The sequence below is a fragment of the Pseudomonas sp. 58(2021) genome (assembly GCF_017491585.1).
Taxonomy (GTDB): domain Bacteria; phylum Pseudomonadota; class Gammaproteobacteria; order Pseudomonadales; family Pseudomonadaceae; genus Aquipseudomonas; species Aquipseudomonas fluorescens_BT.
This window is the reverse complement of sequence record NZ_JAFGYZ010000026.1, coordinates 1-24,050: the sequence shown is the minus strand read 5'-3', so window position 1 is coordinate 24,050 and position 24,050 is coordinate 1. Positions and strand designations below refer to the sequence as shown.

Genomic DNA, 24,050 nt, shown 5'->3' with positions numbered 1-24,050 from the left:
ATCCTCAGTGGTCGTAAATGAGAAAAAAAGCTTTTCCGCGCGGAATAGGTCTGTTTTTATTGCAGCGTGAACTGCTGTGAACGCAGCGACCCGACGTGCATTGGCGTAATGTTGCGCGGCGCGTTAGGGAACGGAATAGGGAACGTGACATATACGTACCCGTTTGCATCCGTAACGCCCGATCCCCACTGCTCAATAAGGCCGTTGGCATTTTTGGCCCACCCCGAGCCGGAAATGCTCGATGCAAACTCCGTGGAGTATTTCAGGGCGGCGGGCCCATCCTCAAACACCCAATTGGTTTCACCGCACACCAGAACACCAGCCGACCCCGCCGGGATAATGACGCTGTTCACGGTCTTGGCGAGGGCGACGATAATATCCGTCCCTTGCCGGTCAATCGCCTTGCCACTGCTGATGTCCGCCTGTCAGTCCTCCTCGACGCAACCAAAGGCTTTGGGATGCCAGCCGCCTCCGGCGCCGGCGGCGTGGATCATGCAGCAGTACGCGCCCGACTTGACCCAGCGCATGCTCAAAGAATTATCGCCATCACCGACACCGGCGACCGGGGATTGATCGCGCTGCATGCGTGTCAGGACTACATCAACGCATTGAGTCGGCAGTAGGGCCTCAACTCAAAAGCTGTTGATTTGCGATGTGCCGAAACCGCCGAGTGGTCGGAGTTGGAGATTATTAAATGTCAAGTATCAGTTTTTTTGCATCGACAATAAGTTTTGGTGACAAATACATATTAATTGACTCCATGCTGACGGAGCCATTCGGCCCAAACCCAAAACCTGACGATATTGACTCGATTCTTATAATTGAATGTAGTTCGTTATTAGCCATTGCCCGTACTTTCTTGATAATCGAGTTTTCAATGTTTTCTAATTTCAAGCAGAGCTCTTGCCTCGTTGGATCTAAGCGTTCGCAACTTTCAATTAGTCCTTTTAGCTCTTTTGCTGGGAGTAAAAGCTTAATCGCTGTTGCTATATTTGCACCTAGGTTGTGTGTATACTCAAAATCAATTAGCTTTTCTGCCAGTTCGTTGAAATCTGTTTTTAGTTTTCCTCTACCGCCTACCGCAGATTGTAGTGATTTGAATGCGAATTCAAGCTGGCTCGCTTGATTGCCCGATATGGCATTTAGATTATTCAGAGGTGAAGGCAGAGTGCTTGGTGAAGCTCCTGAATGGCATATCGGAAGCAAAGGGATTTCATTTTTTTCTTCGTTTATGTTAATCAGGTTTCTTATCCATATCGCTCCGAGCTCAAAGTTTATCCAGTTTCGCTTAACGGATGTGTTACTTATTAAATATATTGCTGCTACGCAGTTGGTTAATCCATTTTCTATTTTTTTTAGAAAGTTTGCACCAGCTGGAATGCTGGTTCCATCTGATGAAACAAAAACATCAACAAAGCCGCTGAACTCTTCTACTATCGCTTGCTGTATGATAAGTGCAAGTGCTTTTTCTTCGTGTATGTGTGAGAGGAAAATCATCTTCTGTGACATGTTATGTGCTCATGTTTAGGCGTTGTGGATTGTAGCATCAATTTGAGAGCGTAACAGTCTTTCAAGTAGGAGCCTATCATGAGATTTAATGATCTAAAAAGACCTAGCACTTCATCCGTTTTTACGTGCTCAACGATTTTAATCTTCCAAAGGTGTCGGTCTGCCCACCTTTCTACGGCATCGAAAAAACTTTGTGCAATCCTTGGTCAGTGCGGGGCCATCCCTGTCGGACCGTATCGGCGTGCAGGAACTAGCATTCTTTATTTGAAAGAGCGAGCTAGAAAGTCGGCGCTGCGTTGTACCGTTCAAAGGATTGCTCCCCGGTCGAGTTGATCAGGGCGTTCGGCATGCTCAGCGCTGCAACGATGTCGTGAATGCCGCTACACTGGGAGAGTCGTCTGCACATTGCCCGTTTCTCGCATCGATCTATCAGCGTAGACCTAATGGCGCTGTCATCGTCACAAAACCTTTTCCGGCGCAGGCCTGGCAATCATCGCGCGCATCAAAGCGATCAAGGCAGGCAGTGCAAATGCGGAAAGCTGCCGACTCAATGTGAGGCCGCACCTTTTCGAAAGCGCGCAGATCTCGTTCCTCCTGCGCGACTTGCGCAGCATCTATAAGCGCTCGATAGGCGTCAGCGTCAGAGAGAGAGTGGTAGGTGATGCCGGCGATCATTCGTTCGGTCTCGACCAACTGATACTGGCGCCCATTCATTTCCAGCACCAAGCCTGTAATCCGTCCAATCTTTCGGGAAAGTCCCAAGGTTAGCCTCACACCATCGGCGTCAGAGTAGACCTTTCCGTCGTAGGCGAAGGAAGCGCCGCGCGGCTCATCACTTTTGAAGTTGAAGATTGACCGGCTGATAGTGCCCAGCAGATTGCCGTTATCGATCTGAACGACATCATAGGTCGATGCGCCACGGTAGTGTCCGAGCGAGTTCTGCAGCTCCTCGACGGCGTGCCAGTAAGCGGCGTCTGCCATTTCGTTCATGTCGAACTGCTCAAGCCGGTCGATCAAGCCCTCACCGAGGAGCGTCGCTGTCATCTCGTGGAGGGTTTCCCGATGACCCTCTGGGTTCTGTAGACGGAAGTCGTGACCGTCGAGGGTCGCGCGCCATCTTTGGAGCCGTAGGGTTTTTGCTTCGTCGAAATTCATGCTGCGGGGTTCGCTGTACAAGTGCTGTATTTATGTACAGTAATCAAGATGGAGCAGGTGGGCGAGGTGGAGGCGACGAGCTGTCAGTCGGGCGTCATTAGAACTGCCAAGGTCATCTTGATGAACTCTTCGTTCTTGTCGATCGCCCAGAGGGCCCCGCGGACGTTATCGGCGACATCGGCCGACCCGCGCTGCTCTACTCAATTCGATAGCTCCATGATGGCGGCTTCGAGGGCGAGTTGGTTTTCGTTGATCTTGAAGAGTAGGGAAGGGAGTAGGTCTGAGTTGGGCATTTTGGTTTCCTTGATAGCCAAAGAACCAGCGTAGCATCGTGTTACATGAAGAGTGTTTTAACGATCGGCAGGATGCCGGAGAGGGGAAAGTTTTGTAACGCGTTGCAAAAAGTTTTGTAACGCTTCGAAAAAAGCCCCAAAAATCTGAGCCCCCAGAAACGACAAAGCCCTGAATAATCAGGGCTTTGTCATACATAAGATGGCGGAGGCGATGGGATTCGAACTCATGGACCTGTTACAGTCGACGGTTTTCAAGACCGTTGCCTTAAACCACTCGGCCACACCTCCGTTGCGTTGCGGGCGCCATAATACCTGAATGAAACACACTGTCAAACTCTGTGCATGGCTTGTTACAGAGCGTCTGTTATGATCTTTGCGACTGAACGTTTCAAACCAACAGGAGTGTCGCCATGCGCGAACAGGATTACGCAGTTCACAACAGCGTGCAGGCTGAGCAGCTAGAGGTTAGCCGCGTCCTGCGCAACACTTATGGCCTACTGGCACTCACCCTCGCATTCAGCGGTGTGATGGCTTTCGTGGCCCAGCAGATGCGCGTCGGTTACCCGAACATTTTCGTGGTGCTGATCGGCTTTTACGGTCTGTTCTTCCTCACCAACAAGCTTCGTGATTCGGCCTGGGGCCTGGTGTCGGCGTTTGCCCTGACCGGTTTCATGGGGTTCCTGCTCGGCCCGATCCTCAACCGTTACCTGGGCATGCAGGGCGGTGCTGAAGTGGTCAGCTCCGCGTTCGCGATGACGGCACTGGTGTTCGGTGGCCTGTCGGCCTACGTGCTGATCACCCGCAAGGACATGAGCTTCCTCGGTGGCTTCATCACCGCCGGTTTCTTCGTGTTGCTGGGTGCGACGCTGGCGAGCATGTTCTTCCAGATCAGCGGCCTGCAACTGGCGATCAGCGCAGGTTTCGTGCTGTTCTCGTCGGTGTGCATTCTGTTCCAGACCAGTGCCATCATCCACGGCGGCGAGCGCAACTACATCATGGCGACCATCAGCCTGTATGTATCGATCTACAACCTGTTCATCAGCTTGTTGCAGATCTTCGGCATCATGAGCCGCGACGACTGATCGACTGAATCGGCGTTAACGAAAAACCCGCGAAAGCGGGTTTTTTGTTGCCTGCAAAAACGTGATCAGACGATCAATTGATGATCATGCTGCCATCGGTGTGTTGCTTGTAGATCGTGTAGGGCAGCAGCAAGGTATCGAGCACCCCCGAGACCGCCGCATCGACCAGCAGGCCGGGAGAAGCGTTCTTGTAGTTGAACGCATCGACGTCATCCGGTTTTTCTGCGTGCAGCATGCAAAAATCGTAAGTCGCGCCGCTGTAGATGCGCGGGACGGCACCACAGTAGGTTTTCTGGTTCTTCAGTTGATTCACGGAGACCCTGTCGCTGAACGCCACGGTCTGCACCGTGCCGCACCCGGCGAGCATCAGTGTTGCCAGCATCATCGCCTGCGTTTTCATACCGCCGCTCCTTAGCCGGAAAAACCACAATTTACACCGTACATGCTTGAAAAGTATTCAGGCCATCGGCGGCAACCGTCGCTTGACCGGTGTTTTCTTGACGATGGCCGTATTGGTCTCGGCCAGGGTATTGAGGCGGTCGAGCAGGGTGTCCAGTTGCTCCATCGACCGCACATGCAGACGGGCAATGAAGCAGTCCTCGCCGGTGACCTTGTCGCACTCGGTGAACTCGGGAATCGACAGGATCTGCCGTTCCACCTCCTGCAATTGCCCCGGTAACGGGCGCACCCGGACGATGGCCTGCAACTGGTAGCCGAAGCATTTCGGGTCGATCTCCACGGTGTAGCCCTTGAGCACGCCGCGCTCCTCCAGCCGGCGCAAGCGCTCGGCCACGCTCGGTGACGACAATCCGCTGATCTGTGCCAGGGCCTTGAGCGAGCGTCGGGAGTCTTCCATCAAGGCTCCGATCAGAATCTGGTCGATATCGTCGGTCATGCAAAAAAAACTCCCGCATTAGGTGAATGGCGAAAACCACCCTTGATAAAAAAGGCAGGAATCGAGTTTAGCCTGCCTTTTGCACTGGAGAAGCCCCGATCTCGCTTGGCATACTTTTGCCACACATTAAGGAGATTGATGATGGAAAAAACAATCCGGCGCGGCTCATTCGAAATGACCGCTGCGATGCTGATATCCGGGACGATCGGCTGGTTCGTGCTGGTGTCCGGTCAACCGGTACTCGATGTGGTGTTCTGGCGCTGTGTATTCGGTTCCGGCACTTTGCTGCTGATTTGCGCCGCTTTCGGTTTCTTGCGCCCGGGCATTCTGACCCGCACCACGTTTCTGTTGGCGGTGCTCAGCGGCATGGCGATTGTTGGCAACTGGGTGCTGTTGTTCGCCTCGTATTCCCGGGCTTCGATCGCCATTGGCACGGCGGTGTACAACGTGCAGCCGTTCATGCTGGTGGGACTGGCCACCCTGTTTCTCGGCGAGAAAATCACCCTGCAAAAGCTGTTCTGGCTGGGGATTTCATTTATGGGAATGCTGGCCATCGTCAGTGCCCATGGCGGGCAAGGCGAGGGCGGCAATGATTACCTGATGGGGATCGCGCTGGCGCTGGGGGCGGCGTTTCTGTACGCCATTGCCGCGTTGATCATCAAGCGCCTGACCGGCACTCCCCCGCACTTGATTGCGTTGATACAGGTCTGCACCGGCGTGCTGCTGCTCGCGCCGTTCGCACATTTTTCAGCGCTGCCGCAGGCGCCCATTGCCTGGGCCAGCCTGGTGACGCTGGGCATCGTTCACACCGGTCTGATGTATGTATTGCTCTACGGCGCGATCCAGAAACTGCCGACGGCACTGACCGGCGCACTGTCGTTCATCTATCCGATTGCGGCGATTTTCGTCGACTGGTTCGCCTTCGGCCATCAACTGCAGACCCTGCAATGGATCGGCGTGGCGGCGATCCTGCTGGCCGCCGCCGGGATGCAACAGGGCTGGGGCTTCAAGTCGCGGCGTCTGGCGGCGCAGTAACGCTCAGATGTTCCAGCGCGGTGCGGTTTTCGCCAGGCGCTGGCGCATCTCGCCGATGTTGGACGCCAGTTGCCGGGTCAGCAGACGGTAACCGTCGAGCGGGCTGTAGACCGGCGCGTCGAGGCTGACGTCCGGCAATTCCAGCGGGCGCCCAAGGCGCTGGGTCGCACCGGTTTTCAAGGCCCGGGCCATGCCGATCAGTTGCACACGGATCTGCCGGTGCTCGGCCTTCAAGGCCGATTGCAAGTGGGCCATCGCTTCAAGATCGTTGCTGTCCGGTCGGGTATTGCCGAGGATTTCAAGCGTGCTGATGCACATGCGCAGGTTGCGCTGGATCGCGTCCAGTTCGGTCATCGAAACCTTCACTTCCTTGGACACTGACGGCATCAACGAGCGCAGTTGCACCATCACGGTGTTCAACCGGCCCATCAGTTTCAGATGTTCATCGGCCGAAACCGGTTCACCGCTGATGATCCGCCCGTACACCGTGGCGCAATCGCGCAAGGCATCGGCCAGGTTGTAGCGCCACGAATACACCGCGTACAGCGGCAGGGCGAAGGAAAAGGCCAGGGCCAGGGCGATACCGATCAGGATATCGACCCCGCGCCACAGCCCGTCGGTGATTGGATTGTCGCCATGCCCGGCGACAATGAAAACGGTGATGGCCGAGAGCAGGGCGGTGTAGCCGCCCTTGCCGATGGCGTGATACGAGAAGAATCCGCACACCACCGCCATTGCAAAATAGGTCAGCCACGGCATTCCCAGCCACGCCTGTTGCGCCACCAGCAACAGACCGACGCCGGCGCCGATCAAGGTGCCGGTGGCACGTTCGGCGGCTTTCTTGCCGATGTTGCCGTGGTGCTGCAAGCCGCCGATGACCACGAGCATGGTCACCGACGCCCATTCGCCGTGGGGCAGGTTGATGCCGGTGGTCAGCAGGATTGTCGCCAGCAACCCCAGCGCCACCCGCACCGCGTGAATCAACCGTGCGTGCCGGTAGCGACGGTACGGGTCCAGCAGCGGCCGCAGGATCCGCCGCAACAACGGCGGCCAGCGGTGGGGGCTGAAAGTGCTCAGCGTTTATTCCTCCTCAGAAGATGTAATCGGTGGCGATGAAGTTCGAATCCCGCCCGCGAATGATTTCGCTGATCAGGTCCTTGTTGGGCTCCTGGAACTTGGTCGCCACCAGGGTGCGGATCGAAAACACCCGCAGCGCATCGTGTACCGACAGCGTGCCTTCGGCGGAGTTCTTGCGCCCGTTGAACGGGTAGGTGTCCGGGCCCCGCTGGCACTGGGCATTCAGGTTGATCCGCCCGACCTGGTTGGCGAAGGTGTCGACCAGTCGGCCGACCGCCACCGGATTGGTGCCGAAGATGCTCAGTTGCTGGCCGAAGTCCGACTCCAGAACATAGTCGATCACGGTATCGAGATGACGGTACGGCACGATTGGCACCACCGGGCCAAATTGCTCTTCCTGATAGACACGCATCTGCGGCGTCACCGGGTACAGCACCGCCGGGTAGAAGAACGAGGCCCGTGCTTCACCGCCATTCGGGTTGACCACCTGGGCGCCTTTGCTGTGCGCGTCAGCCACCAGACTGTGCAGATAATCGACCTTGCCCGATTCCGGCAGCGGCGTCAGCGAAACCCCGCTGTCCCACGGCATGCCCGGTTTGAGGCTGGCCAGTTTCGCGTTGAATTTCTCGATGAAGCTTTCGACCACGTCTTCATGCACAAAAAGGATCTTCAACGCAGTGCAGCGCTGGCCGTTGAACGACAGCGAACCGGTGACCGCTTCGCTGACCGCGTTATCCAGATCCACCTCGGGCAGGACGATGCCGGGGTTCTTCGCATCCAGCCCCAATGCTGCACGCAGGCGGTGCGGTTTCGGGTGCAGTTTTTTCAGGTCGCTGGCGGCCTTGTTGGTGCCGATGAAGGCGAAGATGTCGATCTTGCCGCTGGCCATCAGCGCGCTGACGGTCTCGCGACCGCTGCCGTAGATCACGTTGATCACGCCGGTGGGAAAGCTGTCGCGGAAGGCTTCGAGCAGCGGACGGATCAGCAGCACGCCGAGCTTGGCCGGTTTGAACACCACGGTGTTACCCATGATCAGCGCTGGAATCAGCGTGGTGAAGGTTTCGTTCAGCGGATAGTTGTAAGGCCCCATGCACAGCGCCACGCCGAGCGGTACGCGGCGGATCTGGCCGAGGGTGTCCTGTTCCAGCTCGAAGCGGCTGGAGCGGCGGTCGAGTTCTTTCAGTGCGTTGATGGTATCGACGATGTAGTCGCAGGTGCGGTCGAACTCTTTCTCCGAGTCCTTGAGGTTCTTGCCGATTTCCCACATCAGCAGTTTCACCACGGCGTCGCGCTGTTGGCGCATGCGCCCGAGGAAGGCTTCGACGTGCTGGATGCGTTCGGCCACGCGCAGGGTCGGCCATAGGCCCTGGCCACGGTCGTAGGCACGCACGGCGGCGTCGAGGGCGGTGAGGGCGGTGTCGGCGTCCAGCAGCGGCGTACTGCCCAGGATCACTTGTTCGTCGCCGTTGTCGCCGTGCAGATAGACCGGACTGCGCACGGTGGCGAGCGGGCCGTCCCAGCGGCGCAACTCGCCGTCGACCAGATATTCGCGTTGCTCGATCTGACCGTCGAGGCGGTATTTTTCCGGGATGTCGCTGACAGAAGGGAACAGATTGCCAAGGATGTTTGCTGTGGTCATGTCGCTACCCCGTAGAAGATGTCGGCGGGCCGATTGGAAAAGGCTTTACAGGTTATACGCCTGAATTCACTGAAATTTAAACCCGCAAATGTCACGGGAATGTCACGCGGGCATGAGCCCTGACTGGCCCCGGATGCCCCCCTCACTGTCCCGCAATGCCCTCAACCCGCCGCCCTCGCTACCTTATGGTGTGATCACAACAATAAGCAGCACCTCACGCGAGGATCTTTATGCGGGCATTCCGATTCACCTGGCTGCTGATGCTGGCCGTTGCACTGGCCGGTTGCGGCGAAGATGCCAAACCCCCGACCTCATCCGGCACCGCCCGTAGCGCCATGCCGTCCGACCCGGCGCTGGCGCAGATCTACGCCAACAGTTGCCAGCTCTGTCACGCCAATCCCGCCGCCAACGCGCCGCTGACCGGTGACCGCAAGGCCTGGGAACCGCGCATCCGGCAGGGCACCGATACGCTGCTCGACCACGCCATCAATGGCTACAACGGCATGCCGCCGATGGGCCAGTGCGTCGAGTGTTCGGAAGAACAATTCCTTCAGTTGATCGGCTTCATGGCCGACCAGCCGCTTCCATAATAAGGATCCTGGCATGCCGATAGATCTGACACGCCGGCAGTTGTTGCAACGGGCAAGCATCGTCGGGGCGTTCAGCGCGCTGGCTTCCAATCCGGCGCTGGGCCAGTTGATGCGCGCACCGCGGCTGATTCCCTGGCGCAACTGGTCGGGCGGGCAAAGTTGCCTGCCGGCGGCGCGGGTGGCACCGAAGAATCTGGATGAATTGACCGCAGTCATCCAACAGGCCCCCGGCAAAATTCGCCCGGTCGGCTCGGCGCATTCCTTCAGCGCGCTGGTACCCACCGACGGCACACTGCTGTCGCTGAGCTACTTCAACGGTCTGCTCGATCACGACCCGAAAACCCTGCAAGCCGAATTCGCCGCCGGCACGCCGATGTCGCGCATGGGCACGCCGCTCAAGGACGTCGGCCAGGCTCTGCAAAACATGGCCGACATCGACTATCAGACCCTCGCCGGGGCCATTTCCACCTCGACCCACGGCACCGGCAAAACTTTCCAGTCCTACTCGGCTCACGTCTGCGGGATGCAACTGGTGACCGCCAGCGGCGAGGTGTTGGACTGCGACAGCCAACGCCATCCCGAAGTGTTCAACGCCGCCCGGGTATCCCTCGGCGCGCTGGGCGTGGCGACGAAAATTCGCCTGCAAAACCGCCCAGCCTATCGCCTGCGAGAAACCCAATGGATCGCCAAAACCGAAGAGCTGCTGGAAGACCTGGACAAGAACACAAGCGAAAACCAACACTGGGAAATGCTCGTTGTCACCCATTCCGACTATGCCTTGTCGATCGCGCTCAACGAGACCACCGATCCAGCCACACCGCCGATCCCGCCCGAAGAGGAGGGCGGCAACGAGTTCGTGACGCTGATCGAGAAGATCGACAAATACGGCAGCGACTTCCCGAGCCTGCGCAGTTCGCTGCTCAACAGCCTGCGGCATCTGGCGAGTTTCGAGGATCGGATCGGCGACTCGTTCGACATCTACGCCAACGTGCGCACCGTGCGCTTCAACGAAATGGAATATTCGGTGCCCGCCGAACATGGCCCGGCGTGCCTGCGCGAGATTCTCAAACTGATCCGCGACAAGGACCTGCGCACCTGGTTTCCCATCGAGTACCGCTACGTCAAGGCCGACGATATTCCGCTGAGCATGTTCGAGGGCCGCGACAGCTGTTCGATCTCGGTCCACCAGCATTACCAGATGGACCATCACAACTTCTTCGCCGCCGTCGAGCCGATCTTCTGGAAGTACAACGGCCGCCCGCACTGGGGCAAGTTGCACACGCTCAATGCCCGGACGCTTCAAACGCTCTATCCGCGCTGGCAGGAATTCATTCAGGTACGCCAGGCGCTGGACCCGAGCGGCAAGTTTCTCAACGGGCATCTGTCGTCGATTCTGGGGGTGAGCTGATGGCGGTCAATCGACGTAATTTCGTGCTCGGGACTTTGGGTGTCGGTGCTTTGCTGGTGGGGGTTGGCGCATGGCTGCGACCGGGGGATCGCGGCGGGCCTTACAGTGACTATTTCCGGGCGCTGAACAATGAACTCAAGACCAAAGGCCCGATGCGGCCGGTGTTGCTGATCGACCTGGATCGCCTCGATCACAACATTGATGTGGTCATGCGCTCGGTAAAACGTGGCGGCAAGCAACTGCGGCTTGTGGAAAAATCGCTGCCATCGCCGGGACTGCTCAGCTACGTCGGCCACCGCGCCGGGACGCAGCGACTGATGTCGTTTCATCAGCCATTTCTCAACCACGATGCGGTCACCTTCCCGCAGTCGGACATCCTGCTCGGCAAGCCACTGCCGGTGCGCTCGGCAGAGCTGTTTTATCAGACCCACAAAGGTCCGTTCGACCCGGCAAAACAACTGCAATGGCTGCTCGACGGCCCCGAACGTCTGCAGCAATACCTTGCACTGGCTCAGGGATTGGGCACGCGGATGCGGATCAATATCGAGCTGGACGTCGGTCTGCACCGGGGCGGCGTCAGTGACCTTAACGTGCTCGGGCAGATGCTCGCGCTGATCGCCGCCAACCCGCAGCACCTGGAGTTTGCCGGGTTCATGGGCTACGACCCGTTCGTGGGCATGGGCGTGCCGGGGATTCTTGGTTCGCCCGAAGAACTGTTTGCCAAGGTCATGGTGATTTACAAAAACTGCGTTGATTACACCCGGCAGCAGTTTCCCGCGTTGTGGCATGACGGTTTGTGCCTGAACACCGCTGGCAGCCCGAGTTATCGTATCCATGAATACGAAAAGCTCAGCAGCGAGGTTTCAGTCGGAACCGCGATGCTCAAACCGACGCACTATGACCTGCCGTCGCTGAGCGAGCATGTGCCCGCGGTCTACATCGCCACGCCCGTTCTAAAAAGCACCGGCCCAGTGAACATCCCGGCGCTGGACAACAAGTCCAAGCTGTTCTCGTGGTGGGACACCAACCAGCGCCAGACTTTCTTTATCTACGGCGGCAACTGGATGGCCGAGTTCGAATCGCCGCCGGGATTGCAGAGCAACGGCGTGTACGGGCGCAGTTCGAATCAGGAGATGGTTAATGGCTCGAATGCCGTGGGGCTGAACGCAGACGATCAGGTCTTTCTACGACCAACCCAGACAGAGGCTGTATTGCTGCAATTCGGTGATCTGTTGGCAGTGCGAGGGGGCAAAATTGTAGATGTGTGGCCGGTTTATTTCTGAAACTCAAAAATAACGTATCACTTAATTCACAAGTACCTCGTGCGTCTACTGTCAGATATGACAGTAGACGCGCGAGGCCTTTGGGGTATTTTAAAAAGGCAAAGTCATGAGTCCCCTCTTTATTCAACAGAGGGCTTGTCTATTTATCAGAGATGTCAAAATGAACACAGAAACAGTTACTCAACCTGCAACTGATTATATCGTGATAAAAATTGACGATCAGCAGGATTTCAGGGTCGACCATAAAACGTTTGAACTGAGTGACGATAGTATCAGTGTTACCGCGCGTGAAGGGCGTGGCGGTAATATGGAACCCAAGCAGGATCTTTTTTTCAGCTGTCCAAGATACTCTGGGCACTATGATTTTGATGCTCTATTGAATGCTATGTTTCAGCAGCATTCGGATATGTACTTTTTCAAATACGCCCCCATTAACGGGGGAGGTGCGGTTGTTATGCGTAACCCGGCCGCTGCACATGGTGCTTTTAGTATGGAGATGAAGTTGTTTTACAATAGCGGTCCAATAGGTATTATTGTTCCGGAGTTAATCAGGGTTCACGTTGCTTTCAATTTTGATTTGAATCCACAGACTTGATAACGTTTTTTAGTCAATATCAAATGCGTTATGCAGGCCGATTAATCGGGCGGCGTGCATAACGCATTTTTTGTATGGCGATAGTCGCCATCCATCCTCTTTCGAACATGAAGCTTTCATGACAAAAGTTCGGTAGCACATCGCCAGTCCGGTCATGCCTATGTAACGCGCTTGAGGGGCCCTTTGGGCGCTTTTCACAAGCCGAGGCGGGACGCCGGGAGTGAGGCAATGGGGACTATGGAACGCTACTCGAAAGTGGGCATGCAGGAACTCGATCAACGCCTGTCGAAGATCGTCGAAGCCGCGCGCAAGAAGCCGGTTTCGGTGTATCGCTACGGCGCGCCGTGGGTCTGGATCGTGTCGCAGGATGACTGGCAGGGCGCCTTGAAAGAGGTCTCCAGCTACATTCCGTCGGGTCATTCGCTGGTGCTGTTGCGCCCGCAGATCGATGACCTGTTCGACGCTCACGGCGACCTCCTGCACGACCTCAATGCCCAACCCGGCATGCTGATCCCGGCGCAGACGGTCATGCATATTCTGCTCCTGCAACTGCTGTATTCGGTGCCCAGCGAGCAGCAGCTCTATGAACAGCTCAATTACAACCTGCTGTTCCGCTGGTTCGTCGGCCTGGGCCTGAACCAGAAAGTCTGGAGCTTCAACGTCCTCAGTCGCGACATCGCCACGCTGCTCAACGAGCCGCGTGCGGTGCAGCTCATCCAGAAAATCATCGGCGAAGTGTTCTGCGGCGCGCTGCTGCAAATGCCCGAGTTCTCGTTGAACTTCGCGCTGCTGCACACATGGCTGGGCAAGCACGCCTGCGCCCCGCAAGTCAGCAATTAACAGCGACCAGCAATTGACGCAACAGAGACGCCAACAGGTTCATCGCGAATTTCAGGGGGTAGTGTGGAGCAGATTTTCACGTCACGGCTGGCGTTGTGGGGCTGGCTGCTGGTGACGGCCGGCGTGCAGCCGGTGTTCGCCGATGAGGCCGAAAACGCAGCGGCGCAGCGTCTGGTGGACGTCAACGAATACTTTGTGCGTGGCAATACCGTGCTCGATGCGCGGGCGATCGAGGAAGCGGTGTACCCGTTCCTCGGCCCGCAAAAAGCCTTGAGCGACATTGAAGGCGCCCGCGATGCGTTGCAGAAGGCCTATCAGGAACGCGGCTACCAATCGGTGTTCGTCGAATTGCCGGAGCAGGCGGTGGCTGATGGCATCGTCTACCTGCAAGTCAGCGAAACCAAGGTCGGCCGGGTGCGGGTGGTCGGCGCCAAACACTACTCGCCGCTGGACATCCGCGACAACGTTCCGGCGCTGAAGGAAGGCGAGGTGCCGGACTTCGCCAAGGTTCAGGGTGAACTGGCGCAGCTCAACAAGACCCCGGGCCGGCAGGTGATGCCGCTGGTTCGCGAAGGTCAGCGCCCCGGCACCATGGACGTGGACTTGCAGGTCGAAGATCAGAACCCGTGGACCGCCAGCGTGGGGCTGAACAACGACTACAGCGCCGACACCGAAAAACTGCGCACCGTCACCAGCCTCGGCTACAACAACCTCTGGCAACTCGGCCACAGCATCAACCTGACTTTCTTCACCGCGCCGCAGGACACCGACAACGCCAAGGTCTGGTCCGGCTCCTACAGCGCGCCGCTGACCGACCGCTGGAGCGTGCAGTTCTCCGGTTACCAGTCCGACAGCAACGTCGCCACCATTGGCGGCAGCAATGTGCTCGGCAAGGGCCATTCCTACGGCGTTTCGGCGATCTACACGATCCCGTCCAGTGGCAACTGGTCGAACTCGCTGTCGGCCGGCATCGACTTCAAGGACTTCGATGAACGCCTGACCCTGTCCGGCGAGAGCGACCAGGTGCCGCTCAAGTACGCGCCGTTCACCTTCGCTTACAACGGCTATCGCTACAGCGAAAAAAGCCAGTTAGGCCTGGGGCTGAGCCTGGTCGCGGCCACCCGCAGCCTCTTCGGCTACGGCAGCTCCGACGAAGACTTCGACTACAAGCGCTACCGCGCCAAACCGAGTTTCGCCGTGCTCAAGGGCGACACCAGTTTCACCTGGACCTTCGACAACGACTGGCAGAGCGCGAGCAAAGCCGCGTTCCAGCTGGCGTCGGGGCCGCTGGTCTCCAACGAACAATTCTCTGCCGGCGGCGCGACTTCGGTACGCGGTTATCTGGCCGCCGAGCGCACCGGTGATGACGGTGTGTTGCTCAGTCAGGAAGTCCGTACACCGTCGCTGGCCAAGTACACCGGCACCTGGATGCAGGACTGGCGTTTCTACGCCTTTGCCGAAGGCGCGCAACTGTACCTGCGCGACGAACTGCCGGACCAGGACGCCAGTTACGCCCTGGCCAGTGTCGGCCTCGGCACCCGCGCCAGCCTGAGCAAATGGCTGTCCGGCAGCCTCGACTGGGGCTACCCGCTACTCGAAGGGCCGAACACCTCGAAACAGGAATCGCGCCTGCACTTCAACCTTCAGGCCACTTTCTAACAAGGAGCACTTCCATGCAGCGCCTTTTCCTTTCGTTGTTGATCTGCCTGGGCTTTGTGCTCCCGGCCACGGCCCAGGCCTGGTGGCAGGACGACTGGCACTACCGCAAACAGATCGCCGTCGACACCACGCCGCAAGGCGCCGCGATCAATCAGGCCCTCGGCCGTACCGCGCTGCTGGTGCGCCTGCATACCGGCAACTTCACCTTCGACGGCGTGAAAGAGGACGGCTCGGACCTGCGCTTCGTCGCCGCCGATGACAAGACCGTGCTCAACCACCAGATCGAAAGTTTCGACGCGCTGATGGGCATGGCGCTGATCTGGGTCGACGTGCCGAATGTCGAGGGCGGTCAGCGTCAGGACATCTGGATGTATTACGGCAACCAGAAGGCCCCGGCCACCGGCAATGGCCAACTGACGTTCGATCCGAATTACACCGCGCTTTATCACTTTGAAGGCGCTACCGGTACTCCGGCCAAAGACACCACCGCCTATGGCAACACCGCGCAGAGTGCGACCGGCGCCGCAAGTGACGGCGTGGTAGGGCGTGCCTTGCAGTTCAGCGGTCAGCCGTTGCTGTTGCCGGCCAGTCCGTCGTTGCAGCACAGCGCCGGCAGCGCGTTTACCTTCAGTGCCTGGTTGCGACTGGATCAGGCCAACGGCGAACAACTGATTCTGGCCCGCCGCGAAGGTGCCAACAGCCTGCTGGTCGGTGTGAATCAGGGCGTGCCGTTCGTGGAGATCGACGGCCAGCGCGCCGTCGCCACCCAGCCGCTGAATCCGGGCCAATGGCAGCACGTCGCCCTGACCGCCGAAGGCGCAAAAGTGACGCTGTACATCAACGGTCGCGAAGGCGCGGCACTGGCCCAGGCGATGCCGGCGTTCAACTCGGTCATGGCTATCGGCGCGGATCTGCACGAGGGTCCTTTCCAGCCGTTCGTGGGCGCCATCGACGAACTGCGCCTGTCGAAAGTCGCCCGTCCGGCGCCGCTGTTGCTGGCCGACGCCACCTCGCAAGGCGCCGAGTCGAAACTGGTCGCCTATGGCGTCGATGAAGAACAGTCCGGCTTCGGTTTCGGCAGCCTCGGCTTCCTGCTCAACGCGGTGCCGGTGGACGCCTGGGTGATCATCGCGGTGCTGGTGCTGATGATGTTCCAGTCGTGGATCATCATGCTGCGCAAGAACCGCACCCTCAGCCGCGTCACCGCCGCCAACGAAGACTTCCGCGTGCAATTCGCCAAGGTCGGCACCCGCCTGGAAATGTTCGCCGACGACACGCAACTCGCCCAGCGTTTGCAGCACTCGCCGCTGTGGCGTCTGTATCAAGTGGCAGTGAAAGAGATCCGCACCCGCCGCGAGCAGGGCGCCGACACCTCGTCGGTTTCAGCGGCGACCATCGAAGCGATCCGCTGCTCGATGGACGGCGTGCGCACCCGGGAAAACCAGCAACTGAGCTCGAAACTCTCGACCCTGTCCAACGCCATCGCTGGCGGCCCATATATCGGTCTGCTCGGCACCGTGCTGGGGATCATGGTGGTGTTCCTCGGCACGGCCATGGCCGGCGACGTCAACATCAACGCCATCGCGCCGGGTATGGCGGCCGCGTTGCTGGCCACGGCCATGGGGCTGTTCGTCGCGATCCCGGCGCTGTTTGGCTACAACCGCCTGATCACCCGCAACAAGGAAGTCAGCGCTGACATGCGCGTGTTCGTCGACGAGTTCATCACCCGGCTGGCGGAGATGCACGGCGAAGGCCAGTCCAGTGAAGCGGCGCATCAGCGTGGCCATCACGCCAACCACTCCGTACCGGCCTGAGGAGCAATGACATGGCGTCCGTAAATGCCTCCCACGACGATGACGAAGATGCCGCAGTGGACAGCATCAACATCACGCCACTGGTGGACGTGCTGATGGTGGTGCTGGTGATGTTCATCCTCACCGCCACCGCGCAGGTCTCCGGGATCCAGATCAACCTGCCCAAGGCCAGCGCCTCCGTGTCGCTGTCCGAGGCCAAGACCAAGGCGATTTCGGTCAACGACGGCGGCCAGGTGTTCCTCGACGCCTACCCGGTGACGTTGCCTGAACTGGAAGAGCGCCTGCGCATCGAGAAGGCACAGAACCCGGACTTCCCGGTGATCGTGCGCGGCGACGCCACGGTGCAGTACCAGAAGGTTATCGAAGTGCTGGATCTGTTGCGCCGGCTCGAACTGTCCCAGGTCGGTCTGGTGACCGGCAAACCGACGCAGGGCTGAGTCATGACTGCACAGATGCCAATCGAGCCTTTGCCGGTGAAGAAGTCGCCACTGCGTTACGTGAAGTGGGGCGCCGGACTGCTGCTGGGCGCCATTGCAGCATTCCTGTTGTGGCAGTGGGCCAACGACATGAGCGGCATCCGCCGGGAAGCGCCGAAGGTGCCGACGATCATTCCGTTGCCGCCACCACCACCTCCGCCGCCGGAAAAACCGCCGGAGCCGGAAACCCCGGTGGAAGAAAAAGTCGTCGAGCCGGAGCCGACACCCGAGCCACAGGAAGTGAAACCCGAGGAAGAAGCGCCGCCATCGCCGGCGGACGACCTGGCCAACCCGATGCAGATTGACGGCGACGCCCAGAGCGGCAGCGACGCCTTCAACATCGGCGCGGGCAAGGGCGGCGGCATGGCCGGGTCCGGCGGTGGGCGACTGGGAAACGGCACGTACAGCCAGTTCCTCGCGTTCACCTTCCAGAAGCTGCTTCGGGAAAACCCCGACCTGCGCAACCTCGCGTTTTCGCTGCAGGCCGATGTGTGGCTGAGCAGCGTCGGCGAGATCACCCGGGTCGAGCTGGTCAAGTCCAGCGGCAATTCCGAAATCGATACGCAAGTGCTCGCCGCGCTGCGCAATGCGCCTGCTTTGAGCGAACGGCCGCCGGCCTCCATCACCTTGCCTGTGCGCATGTCCCTGCAAGGGCGGCGTCCGGGTTAACCGAATTCATAAAGCTGTATGAAAAGGAGTTGTGTGCAGATGATTTCCAACGTGAATCGATTGTCCCTGGCGGTCGGCATGGTCATTGCGACCCTGGTCGGTCAGGCCGCGGCAGCGCCAGCGCCCTCGGAGAACGCCACGATCAATCTGATCCGCTTGCTGGTCGAGCAGGGCATTCTGAAACAGGACAAGGCCGACGCACTGATCGCCCAGGCCCAGAACGAAGCGGCCCAGGCCAAGCAGGCTGCGGCGTCCACCGCTGTGGCCGCCGGGCCGGTCGCCGCACCGGGCGATGTGCGGGTGCAATACGTGCCGGCCGCGGTGCGCGATCAGATTCGTGATCAGGTCAAGGCCGAAGTCATGGCCACCGCCAAGCAGGAAAACTGGGCTGCGCCCAACACCTTCCCGGACTGGGCGTCACGCATCAGCTTTGACGGCGACATCCGTCTGCGTGACGAATCGCGCTACTACTCGGGCAGCAACAGCAACGAAATCGTCGACTTCGCCAGGCTCAACAACAACGGCCCGTACGACGTGAACCCCAACAGCAGCACCGCGTTGCCGCCGTTGCTCAACACCCGTGAAGACCGCACCAACCTGTTTCGCCTGCGCGCGCGGCTAGGCATGAAAGCGGACATTTCGCCGCAATGGACCGCCGGCATCCGCATCGGCACCGGCTCGGACAACAACCCGGTGTCGACCACCCAAAACCTCGGCGGCGGTTTTGCCAAGAAAGACATCTGGCTCGATCAGGGTTACCTGACCTGGAAACCGTCGGATGAACTGACCCTGACCGGTGGCCGCTTCGCCAACCCGTTCATGTCTACCGACATGCTGTATTCCAACGACCTGAACTTCGATGGCGTGGCGGCGATTTTCGACCACAAGCTGAGCCGCGACTGGGGTGTGTTCGGTACCGTCGGCGCGTTCCCGGTGGATTACACCAACGACACCACCACCAGCAATGGCTTCGACAAGGAAGAAAGCGACAACAAATGGCTGTACGGCGCACAGGTCGGCGCCAAGTGGGCGATCAACAGCAACAACCGCTTGAAAGGCGCATTGGCCTATTACCGCTTCCAGGACATCCAGGGTGAGCGCTCCAGCCCCTGCGAACCCTGGGCTGGCGCACCGGGCTGTGACAGCGACGGCACGCGTGCGGCGTTCATGCAGAAGGGCAACAGTGTGTTCCTGCTGCGCGACATCACGCCGAACCCGCTTAACCCGACGACCACACCGCAGCCGCAATTCGTTGGCCTCGCTTCCGAGTTCAACCTGCTGGACCTCAACGTGGTGTGGGACGCCGACCTGCCGGAAGACTTCAAACTGCGCAGCCAGGGCAACTACATCCACAACCTCGGCTACGACGAAGGCGACATGCGCAAGCGTTCGGCCGGGCAACTGGTCAACAACCTCGACAGCAACGGCAACATCGAAAGCGGTGCCAATGCGTGGATGGTGCAGTTCACCCTCGGCAATGCGCTGGACCTGAAGAAGCAGGGCGACTGGAACCTGTTCGCCGGCTACAAGTACATCCAGCCTGACGCCTTGCCGGACGGCTTCAACGACTCGTCGTTCCACCTCGGCGGCACTAACGCCAAAGGCTACATACTCGGTGGCAACTACGGTCTGGCGAAGAACGTCTACGCCACCGGTCGCTGGATGAGCACCGAAGCGGTGTATGGCGCGCCGTTCGACATCGACGTCTTGCAGCTCGAGATCAACACGCGCTTCTAAGGCGCCGGGAGAGGGATATGAACACTCGGTACTTTTTGCTCGGACTTGGATTGCTGGTCGCCAGCGGGGCCAGTGCCGAAGGCATGGAGGAGCGTCTGCGCACCCAGTTGCGCAGCACCACTCAGCAGCTGCAAACCCTGCAAAGCCAGCAGGCCCAGGCCAGCGCCGCGCAACTGGCGGCGCAGAACGAAGCCAAGGCAGCCCAGGCGCAAATCAAGCAATTGACCGCCGAACTGGCCAAGGCCAAAGGCCTGGCCGAGCAGTTGGCCGGGCAGCAGCAAAGCCTGCACAGCCAGGCTCAGGCGCAGGTGGCGGCCAGCAACGAGCAGACCGGCAAATTCAAGAAAGCCTACGATGAGCTATTGGTCATGGCCCGTGCCAAAGAGGCAGAACGGTCTAAGCTTCAAGCGCAATTGACTGAACGTGACACACAAGTGCAGCAATGTTCGGTCAAGAATCAGCAGATGTACGGCGTGGCCAAGCAGATTCTCACCGCCTACGAAAACATCGATGTGGCCGAGGTGATGAAGATCCGCCAACCCTTCGCCGGCAGCGCCCGGGTCAAGTTCGATGAATTGGCCCAAGGCTTCGGCGATGAACTGTACAAGACTCAATTCGATGCGCCGCAAGCCGCGATCGCGCACTGATTAAAAGACTCATAAACAAGGAAGAAGTCATGACTCAATTGATCTCCCATGTCTCCCCGCAATCCCTGACCGAAGTGCTGCAAGCCGCCGGTTACCGCGTCAACCAGACCGAACAGAACGGCATCGTCCAGTTGCTCAGCGCCAGTCAGGGCATCGGTTACGCCGTGCGTTTCGGCAACCCGGCGGTGGCGGAGCAGGGCAGCTATGTCGACTTCACCTTCAGCTGCGCCTTGCGCGTACAGGGTGAGTTGCCGGCCGGTGTGGCCGAGCAGTGGAACGCAACCCGCCGGTTTGCCCGGTTGTCGTTGCAGGGCGAGTTTCTGGTGATGGAAATGGATGTGGTGTTGGCCGCGGGCGTGAGCAGCGATTACCTGCGCGGCAACCTGGAATTGTGGGATCGCCTGCTTCAGGAATTCATCGTGTACCTGCGTGATTTCACCCAGAACGCTGCTGCCGCCCAGGCTCCAAAGGTTGAGCAAGAGGAAGTCGCGCTGTGACCAAACCTGCCATGGTAATCAGCGCCGCTGCGGTGGCGCTGTTGGTGGTGGCCGTGGCGCTGGTGGTGCGGCCGGGCAATGACCCGGTCGCCGCCCAGCAACCGGCGCCGGTCATTGCGGCGAACAGTGGGCCTGCGGTGGCGCGGTTGGGCAATCAGCAGGTGTCGCCGGAGGAATTGCAGGCGCTGCTGGCCGCCGTACCGCCACAGACCCGCGAGCAACTGCGCGGTAATCGTGAGGCGCTGGAGCGCTGGATTCGTTCACGCCTGGCCGAAAAAGCCGTGCTCGAACAGGCCGATGCCCAAGGCTGGGCGCAGCGTCCGGACGTGCTTCGGCAGACCCGCGCCGCCACCGAACAGATCGTGTTTCGCGACTATTTGCAGTCGGTGAGCAAAGTGCCGGCGGACTATCCGAGCGCCGCCGAGTTGCAGCAGGCGTATGACGCGGGCAAGGCCAACTGGCAGACGCCGGCGCTGTATCGGGTCAGCCAGATCTTCCTTGGGGTGAATGAGCCGCAGAACCTTGAGGCCGTGCGCAAGCAGGCAACGGAGTTGAGCAAGAAAGCCCAGGCAACCCCGGCGGACTTTGCAGCACTGGCCAAGGAGTTTTCTCAGGATCGCCTGACTGCCGAACGCGGGGGCGATACCGGCCTTCAACCGTTGCAGCAACTGGTGCCGGAAGTGCGTGGTGCGGTGGCGCGACTCAAGGTTGGCGCGGTTTCCGATCCCGTGCAAAGCAGCGCCGGTTTCCACGTGATCAAACTCACCGAACAACAACCGGCCCGCACCGCGACCCTCGACGAGTTGCGCGATCAACTGACCCTGGCCTTGCGGGCACAGCGTCAGGAACAGATCGCCCAGGCCTATCTGGACGGCATGCTCAACACCGCGACGCTGAGCATTGACGGGGCCGAGCTCAATAAGGTGCTGGAGACCAAACCCTAAGCGCTGCACACCAAAACAAAGATCGACAGGGAGTCATCGATGTCATTCACCGAACCCGCAGCACGACAGAGCAGCGCCGATTTCCGCTGGCCACAGGACAAGGAAGAACCCTGGCTGGCGCAAGCCGCGACCCTCGACGGCGACGTCGCGCAATACTTTCTGGTCAGCGCCCGTTGCGGTTGCTTCATGCAAGCCGCCCGCAGCCTCAACGTGCGCTCGACCTTGCTGCGCAAACAACTGGCGCAGCTCGAACAGCAACTGCAATGCGCGCTGTTCAGCTTTCAGGGCAGCGCCTTGAGCCTGACCCGCGAAGGCCAGCAATTGCAGGCGCAACTGATCGCCCTGGCTCACGAGCGCAAACTTCCGGTGATCGAGCAACCCCTGATAAGACTGGCCGTCGCCGAATCGATCCTGCACGACATCCTCGGCCGCGACCTCATCGCACTGTTGCGCCGCAACGCCAGCGTGCGCCTGGAAATCATCGCCCTCGACAGCGAACTGGCCCTGCATGCGGTCAGCGCCGACATCGTGCTCTGGCTCGCCCACGGCGACAACCCGCATCCCGGCCCGACCTTCGCCACCAGCGAACCGCAACGCCTCGCGCAACTGGAATACCAGCCGCACATCGCCAAACGCTATTCCCGTGTCACTGCACGGCCAGAAAGTCCGGATGACCTCGCCGATTTCATGCTGGTGCAATGGCAGCATGACCGGCAGATCGACAGCTTCCGGCCGTGGAACGAATTGGTCGAACAGCGGTTGGCCGGGGTGGTGCAGATGCAGTCTTACGAGCTGATGCTGGAGATGATTCGTTGCAGCGCGTGCATCGGGTTGCTGCCGATGTACATGAGCCGGTTTGATCGCGGGCTGGTGGCGTTGCCGGGGTTGTTTGGGGAGGCGATGCGGTTGCAGGCGTGGTTGGCGGTGAACAGTGAGTCGCAGAATGTTGGGGAGGTGCAGACCTTGGTGGAGTTGATTCAACGCACTTTCAATGAGCGGCAGGAGTGGTTCGAGTAAGTCTCGCCAGGATCAGTTGCGCCGGTTTACAGTGACCGGCCACGCACTGATCCAGGAGGGATCTTTCATGCCTGAGCACAACCCCGCCATTCACCTCGAACGCTTCAGCGAGTCCCACGTCGAAGGCGTCACCGCGCTTTACAACGACCCGGCCGTGACCCGGCAGGTGTTGCAGATGCCGTTTCAGTCTGCCGAGATCTGGCGCCAACGGCTGATGCCCGAAAACGAACGGATGGTGAAGCTGGTGGCGCTGCATCAAGGTGCGGTGATCGGGCATCTCGGGCTGGAGGCTTTTTCGCGGATTCGCCGCAGCCATGCCGGCAGTGTCGGCATGGCCGTCGCGGTGGCGTGGCAGGGCAAGGGTGTCGGTTCGACGTTGTTGGCGGCGGCGCTGGAGATTGCGGACAACTGGATGAACCTGCACCGGGTCGAGCTTTCGGTGTACGCCGACAACGAGGCGGCCATTGGTCTCTATCGCAAGTTCGGCTTCGAAACCGAAGGCCTGTTCCGCGATTATGCGGTGCGTGACGGGCAATGGGTCGACACCCTGAGCATGGCGCGGTTGCGCAAGCGCTGACCTTTTGTCAGTCCATGGCCGAAGTGACGATCGTGCAGGCAAATGACTTGCACGGTCGTCCTCGGCATCTGCCATGCTCGACGTCCGCAGCACTGCTTCCTTGAAGGAACACCGCAATGGACGACGTACAGCAGCTGGGCGAAATGCTTCGCCACTATGCCGACAGCGAAGCGCACAAGAAGCAACTGTTCGAGACGCAATCGGCGACCTGGGCCTCACGGATTACCGAATTGTTCGGGCAGATTCAGCAATGGCTGGAGCCGGTGCAGGCGCCGGGTTTGCTGGAGGTGGGTCGGGAGGCTTATGTGGCGTTCGGGCCGAGCATTCCGGTTGAGACCTCAACCTTCAAGACTGAAAAACTGAGCATCGTGATTGCCGGCAAACCGGTGGAGTTCGTGCCGGATGTGATGGGCAGCGGCGGGCAGATTTCGCTGGCGGTGATGGGGCTGACGGCGGCGCGGTACGGGAGTGTTTCGTTGGTGGGGTTGCCGGGCGGGGAGTGGCAGTGGCGTAAGACCAACGGGTTGAAAGACCCGGATACCTTTGTTTTCGACGCGAATTTTCTCGCGCAGCAATTGCAGAGCCTGATTCCCCGAGACCGCACCTAAGATC

General features: G+C 59.5%; 25 protein-coding genes, 1 tRNA gene and 3 pseudogenes. 19 read left to right on the top strand and 10 right to left on the bottom strand.

From position 1 onward, the window contains the following. Positions 1-56: 56 nt before the first annotated feature. Positions 57-353 (bottom strand): hypothetical protein, encoded by a 297-nt coding sequence (locus J5M72_RS24585; RefSeq protein ID WP_207867403.1) that lies wholly within the window; start codon positions 351-353, stop codon positions 57-59. Positions 354-395: 42 nt separating this feature from the next. Here J5M72_RS24585 and J5M72_RS29065 point away from each other — a divergent pair. Further along, positions 396-623, top strand: a pseudogene (locus J5M72_RS29065) (lysis system i-spanin subunit Rz); the annotation flags it as partial. Positions 624-690: 67 nt separating this feature from the next. Here the strand turns inward: J5M72_RS29065 and J5M72_RS24580 are convergent. From J5M72_RS24580 to J5M72_RS24570, 5 genes and pseudogenes are all read right to left on the bottom strand, one after another. Next, the gene (locus tag J5M72_RS24580; protein WP_207867401.1) at positions 691-1,509 is read right to left on the bottom strand and encodes a TIR domain-containing protein; all 819 of its coding nucleotides are present in this window, start codon (positions 1,507-1,509) and stop codon (positions 691-693) included. A gap of 253 nt (positions 1,510-1,762) precedes the next feature. Beyond that, a pseudogene (locus tag J5M72_RS29060) lies at positions 1,763-1,915 on the bottom strand (DUF159 family protein); the annotation flags it as partial. Positions 1,916-1,938: 23 nt separating this feature from the next. Continuing rightward, positions 1,939-2,664 (bottom strand): hypothetical protein, encoded by a 726-nt coding sequence (locus J5M72_RS24575; RefSeq protein ID WP_207867399.1) that lies wholly within the window; start codon positions 2,662-2,664, stop codon positions 1,939-1,941. A gap of 83 nt (positions 2,665-2,747) precedes the next feature. Further along, positions 2,748-2,957 (bottom strand): annotated as a pseudogene (locus J5M72_RS29055) (hypothetical protein). A gap of 200 nt (positions 2,958-3,157) precedes the next feature. After that, a tRNA-Ser gene (locus J5M72_RS24570) sits at positions 3,158-3,245 on the bottom strand. 122 nt (positions 3,246-3,367) lie between these two features. On the opposite strand from J5M72_RS24570, the gene J5M72_RS24565 reads away from it, so the two are divergent. Then, on the top strand, positions 3,368-4,039 hold the full coding sequence (locus J5M72_RS24565) for a Bax inhibitor-1/YccA family protein (protein WP_027613775.1): 672 nt from the start codon (positions 3,368-3,370) through the stop codon (positions 4,037-4,039). A gap of 73 nt (positions 4,040-4,112) precedes the next feature. Here the strand turns inward: J5M72_RS24565 and J5M72_RS24560 are convergent, their stop codons facing one another. Together J5M72_RS24560 and J5M72_RS24555 are read right to left on the bottom strand one after the other, a co-directional pair. Then, positions 4,113-4,439, bottom strand: a complete 327-nt coding sequence (locus J5M72_RS24560; RefSeq protein ID WP_207867397.1) for a YceK/YidQ family lipoprotein — start codon at positions 4,437-4,439, stop codon at positions 4,113-4,115. Positions 4,440-4,496: 57 nt separating this feature from the next. Continuing rightward, the gene (locus J5M72_RS24555; protein WP_064381847.1) at positions 4,497-4,934 is read right to left on the bottom strand and encodes an Lrp/AsnC family transcriptional regulator; all 438 of its coding nucleotides are present in this window, start codon (positions 4,932-4,934) and stop codon (positions 4,497-4,499) included. Between the two features lie 141 nt (positions 4,935-5,075). Between J5M72_RS24555 and J5M72_RS24550 the strand changes: the two genes are divergently transcribed. After that, positions 5,076-5,969 carry a DMT family transporter gene (locus J5M72_RS24550; protein WP_207867395.1) on the top strand — a complete coding sequence of 298 codons (894 nt, stop codon included), beginning with the start codon at positions 5,076-5,078 and terminating at the stop codon, positions 5,967-5,969. Positions 5,970-5,972: 3 nt separating this feature from the next. Here the strand turns inward: J5M72_RS24550 and J5M72_RS24545 are convergent, their stop codons facing one another. Both J5M72_RS24545 and J5M72_RS24540 read right to left on the bottom strand, forming a co-directional pair. Then, positions 5,973-7,010, bottom strand: coding sequence for an FUSC family protein (locus J5M72_RS24545; protein ID WP_207867393.1), 1,038 nt, complete (start codon positions 7,008-7,010; stop codon positions 5,973-5,975). Positions 7,011-7,059: 49 nt separating this feature from the next. Further along, a complete protein-coding gene (locus J5M72_RS24540) occupies positions 7,060-8,685 on the bottom strand; it encodes an NADP-dependent glyceraldehyde-3-phosphate dehydrogenase (RefSeq protein WP_169430216.1) in 1,626 nt (541 codons plus the stop codon). A 230-nt stretch (positions 8,686-8,915) separates the two neighbouring features. Between J5M72_RS24540 and J5M72_RS24535 the strand changes: the two genes are divergently transcribed. The 16 genes from J5M72_RS24535 (at position 8,916) to J5M72_RS24460 (ending at position 24,046) form a co-directional block, all read left to right on the top strand. Beyond that, the gene (locus J5M72_RS24535) at positions 8,916-9,275 is read left to right on the top strand and encodes a c-type cytochrome (protein ID WP_207867391.1); all 360 of its coding nucleotides are present in this window, start codon (positions 8,916-8,918) and stop codon (positions 9,273-9,275) included. 79 nt (positions 9,276-9,354) lie between these two features. Continuing rightward, positions 9,355-10,683 (top strand): D-arabinono-1,4-lactone oxidase, encoded by a 1,329-nt coding sequence (locus J5M72_RS24530; RefSeq protein ID WP_207867503.1) that lies wholly within the window; start codon positions 9,355-9,357, stop codon positions 10,681-10,683. Between the two features lie 74 nt (positions 10,684-10,757). After that, positions 10,758-11,966: a DSD1 family PLP-dependent enzyme gene (locus J5M72_RS24525; RefSeq protein ID WP_207867501.1), complete on the top strand. Its 1,209-nt coding sequence runs from the start codon at positions 10,758-10,760 to the stop codon at positions 11,964-11,966. Between the two features lie 160 nt (positions 11,967-12,126). Continuing rightward, positions 12,127-12,561: a hypothetical protein gene (locus tag J5M72_RS24520; protein ID WP_207867389.1), complete on the top strand. Its 435-nt coding sequence runs from the start codon at positions 12,127-12,129 to the stop codon at positions 12,559-12,561. A 228-nt stretch (positions 12,562-12,789) separates the two neighbouring features. Then, complete coding sequence (locus tag J5M72_RS24515; RefSeq protein WP_169430218.1) at positions 12,790-13,401, top strand: transposase; 612 nt, start codon at positions 12,790-12,792, stop codon at positions 13,399-13,401. Positions 13,402-13,464: 63 nt separating this feature from the next. After that, positions 13,465-15,060, top strand: a complete 1,596-nt coding sequence (locus J5M72_RS24510; protein ID WP_207867387.1) for a ShlB/FhaC/HecB family hemolysin secretion/activation protein — start codon at positions 13,465-13,467, stop codon at positions 15,058-15,060. A gap of 14 nt (positions 15,061-15,074) precedes the next feature. Next, on the top strand, positions 15,075-16,874 hold the full coding sequence (locus tag J5M72_RS24505; RefSeq protein WP_207867385.1) for a MotA/TolQ/ExbB proton channel family protein: 1,800 nt from the start codon (positions 15,075-15,077) through the stop codon (positions 16,872-16,874). 11 nt (positions 16,875-16,885) lie between these two features. After that, positions 16,886-17,311 carry a biopolymer transporter ExbD gene (locus J5M72_RS24500; protein ID WP_207867383.1) on the top strand — a complete coding sequence of 142 codons (426 nt, stop codon included), beginning with the start codon at positions 16,886-16,888 and terminating at the stop codon, positions 17,309-17,311. A 3-nt stretch (positions 17,312-17,314) separates the two neighbouring features. Then, positions 17,315-18,019 (top strand): energy transducer TonB, encoded by a 705-nt coding sequence (locus J5M72_RS24495; protein WP_207867381.1) that lies wholly within the window; start codon positions 17,315-17,317, stop codon positions 18,017-18,019. A gap of 39 nt (positions 18,020-18,058) precedes the next feature. Continuing rightward, a complete protein-coding gene (locus J5M72_RS24490) occupies positions 18,059-19,756 on the top strand; it encodes a putative porin (RefSeq protein WP_207867379.1) in 1,698 nt (565 codons plus the stop codon). Between the two features lie 17 nt (positions 19,757-19,773). Beyond that, positions 19,774-20,403 (top strand): DNA repair protein, encoded by a 630-nt coding sequence (locus J5M72_RS24485; RefSeq protein ID WP_207867377.1) that lies wholly within the window; start codon positions 19,774-19,776, stop codon positions 20,401-20,403. Between the two features lie 29 nt (positions 20,404-20,432). Next, positions 20,433-20,900, top strand: a complete 468-nt coding sequence (locus J5M72_RS24480; protein ID WP_169430225.1) for a YbjN domain-containing protein — start codon at positions 20,433-20,435, stop codon at positions 20,898-20,900. Beyond that, positions 20,897-21,844 carry a peptidylprolyl isomerase gene (locus J5M72_RS24475; protein ID WP_207867375.1) on the top strand — a complete coding sequence of 316 codons (948 nt, stop codon included), beginning with the start codon at positions 20,897-20,899 and terminating at the stop codon, positions 21,842-21,844. Before J5M72_RS24480 ends, J5M72_RS24475 begins: the two co-directional genes overlap by 4 nt. Before the next feature lie 39 nt (positions 21,845-21,883). Continuing rightward, the gene (locus J5M72_RS24470; protein ID WP_207867373.1) at positions 21,884-22,861 is read left to right on the top strand and encodes a LysR family transcriptional regulator; all 978 of its coding nucleotides are present in this window, start codon (positions 21,884-21,886) and stop codon (positions 22,859-22,861) included. 67 nt (positions 22,862-22,928) lie between these two features. Beyond that, positions 22,929-23,438 carry a GNAT family N-acetyltransferase gene (locus tag J5M72_RS24465; protein ID WP_169430228.1) on the top strand — a complete coding sequence of 170 codons (510 nt, stop codon included), beginning with the start codon at positions 22,929-22,931 and terminating at the stop codon, positions 23,436-23,438. Positions 23,439-23,554: 116 nt separating this feature from the next. Then, a complete protein-coding gene (locus J5M72_RS24460) occupies positions 23,555-24,046 on the top strand; it encodes a hypothetical protein (RefSeq protein WP_207867371.1) in 492 nt (163 codons plus the stop codon). The last annotated feature ends 4 nt before the right edge of the window (positions 24,047-24,050 follow it).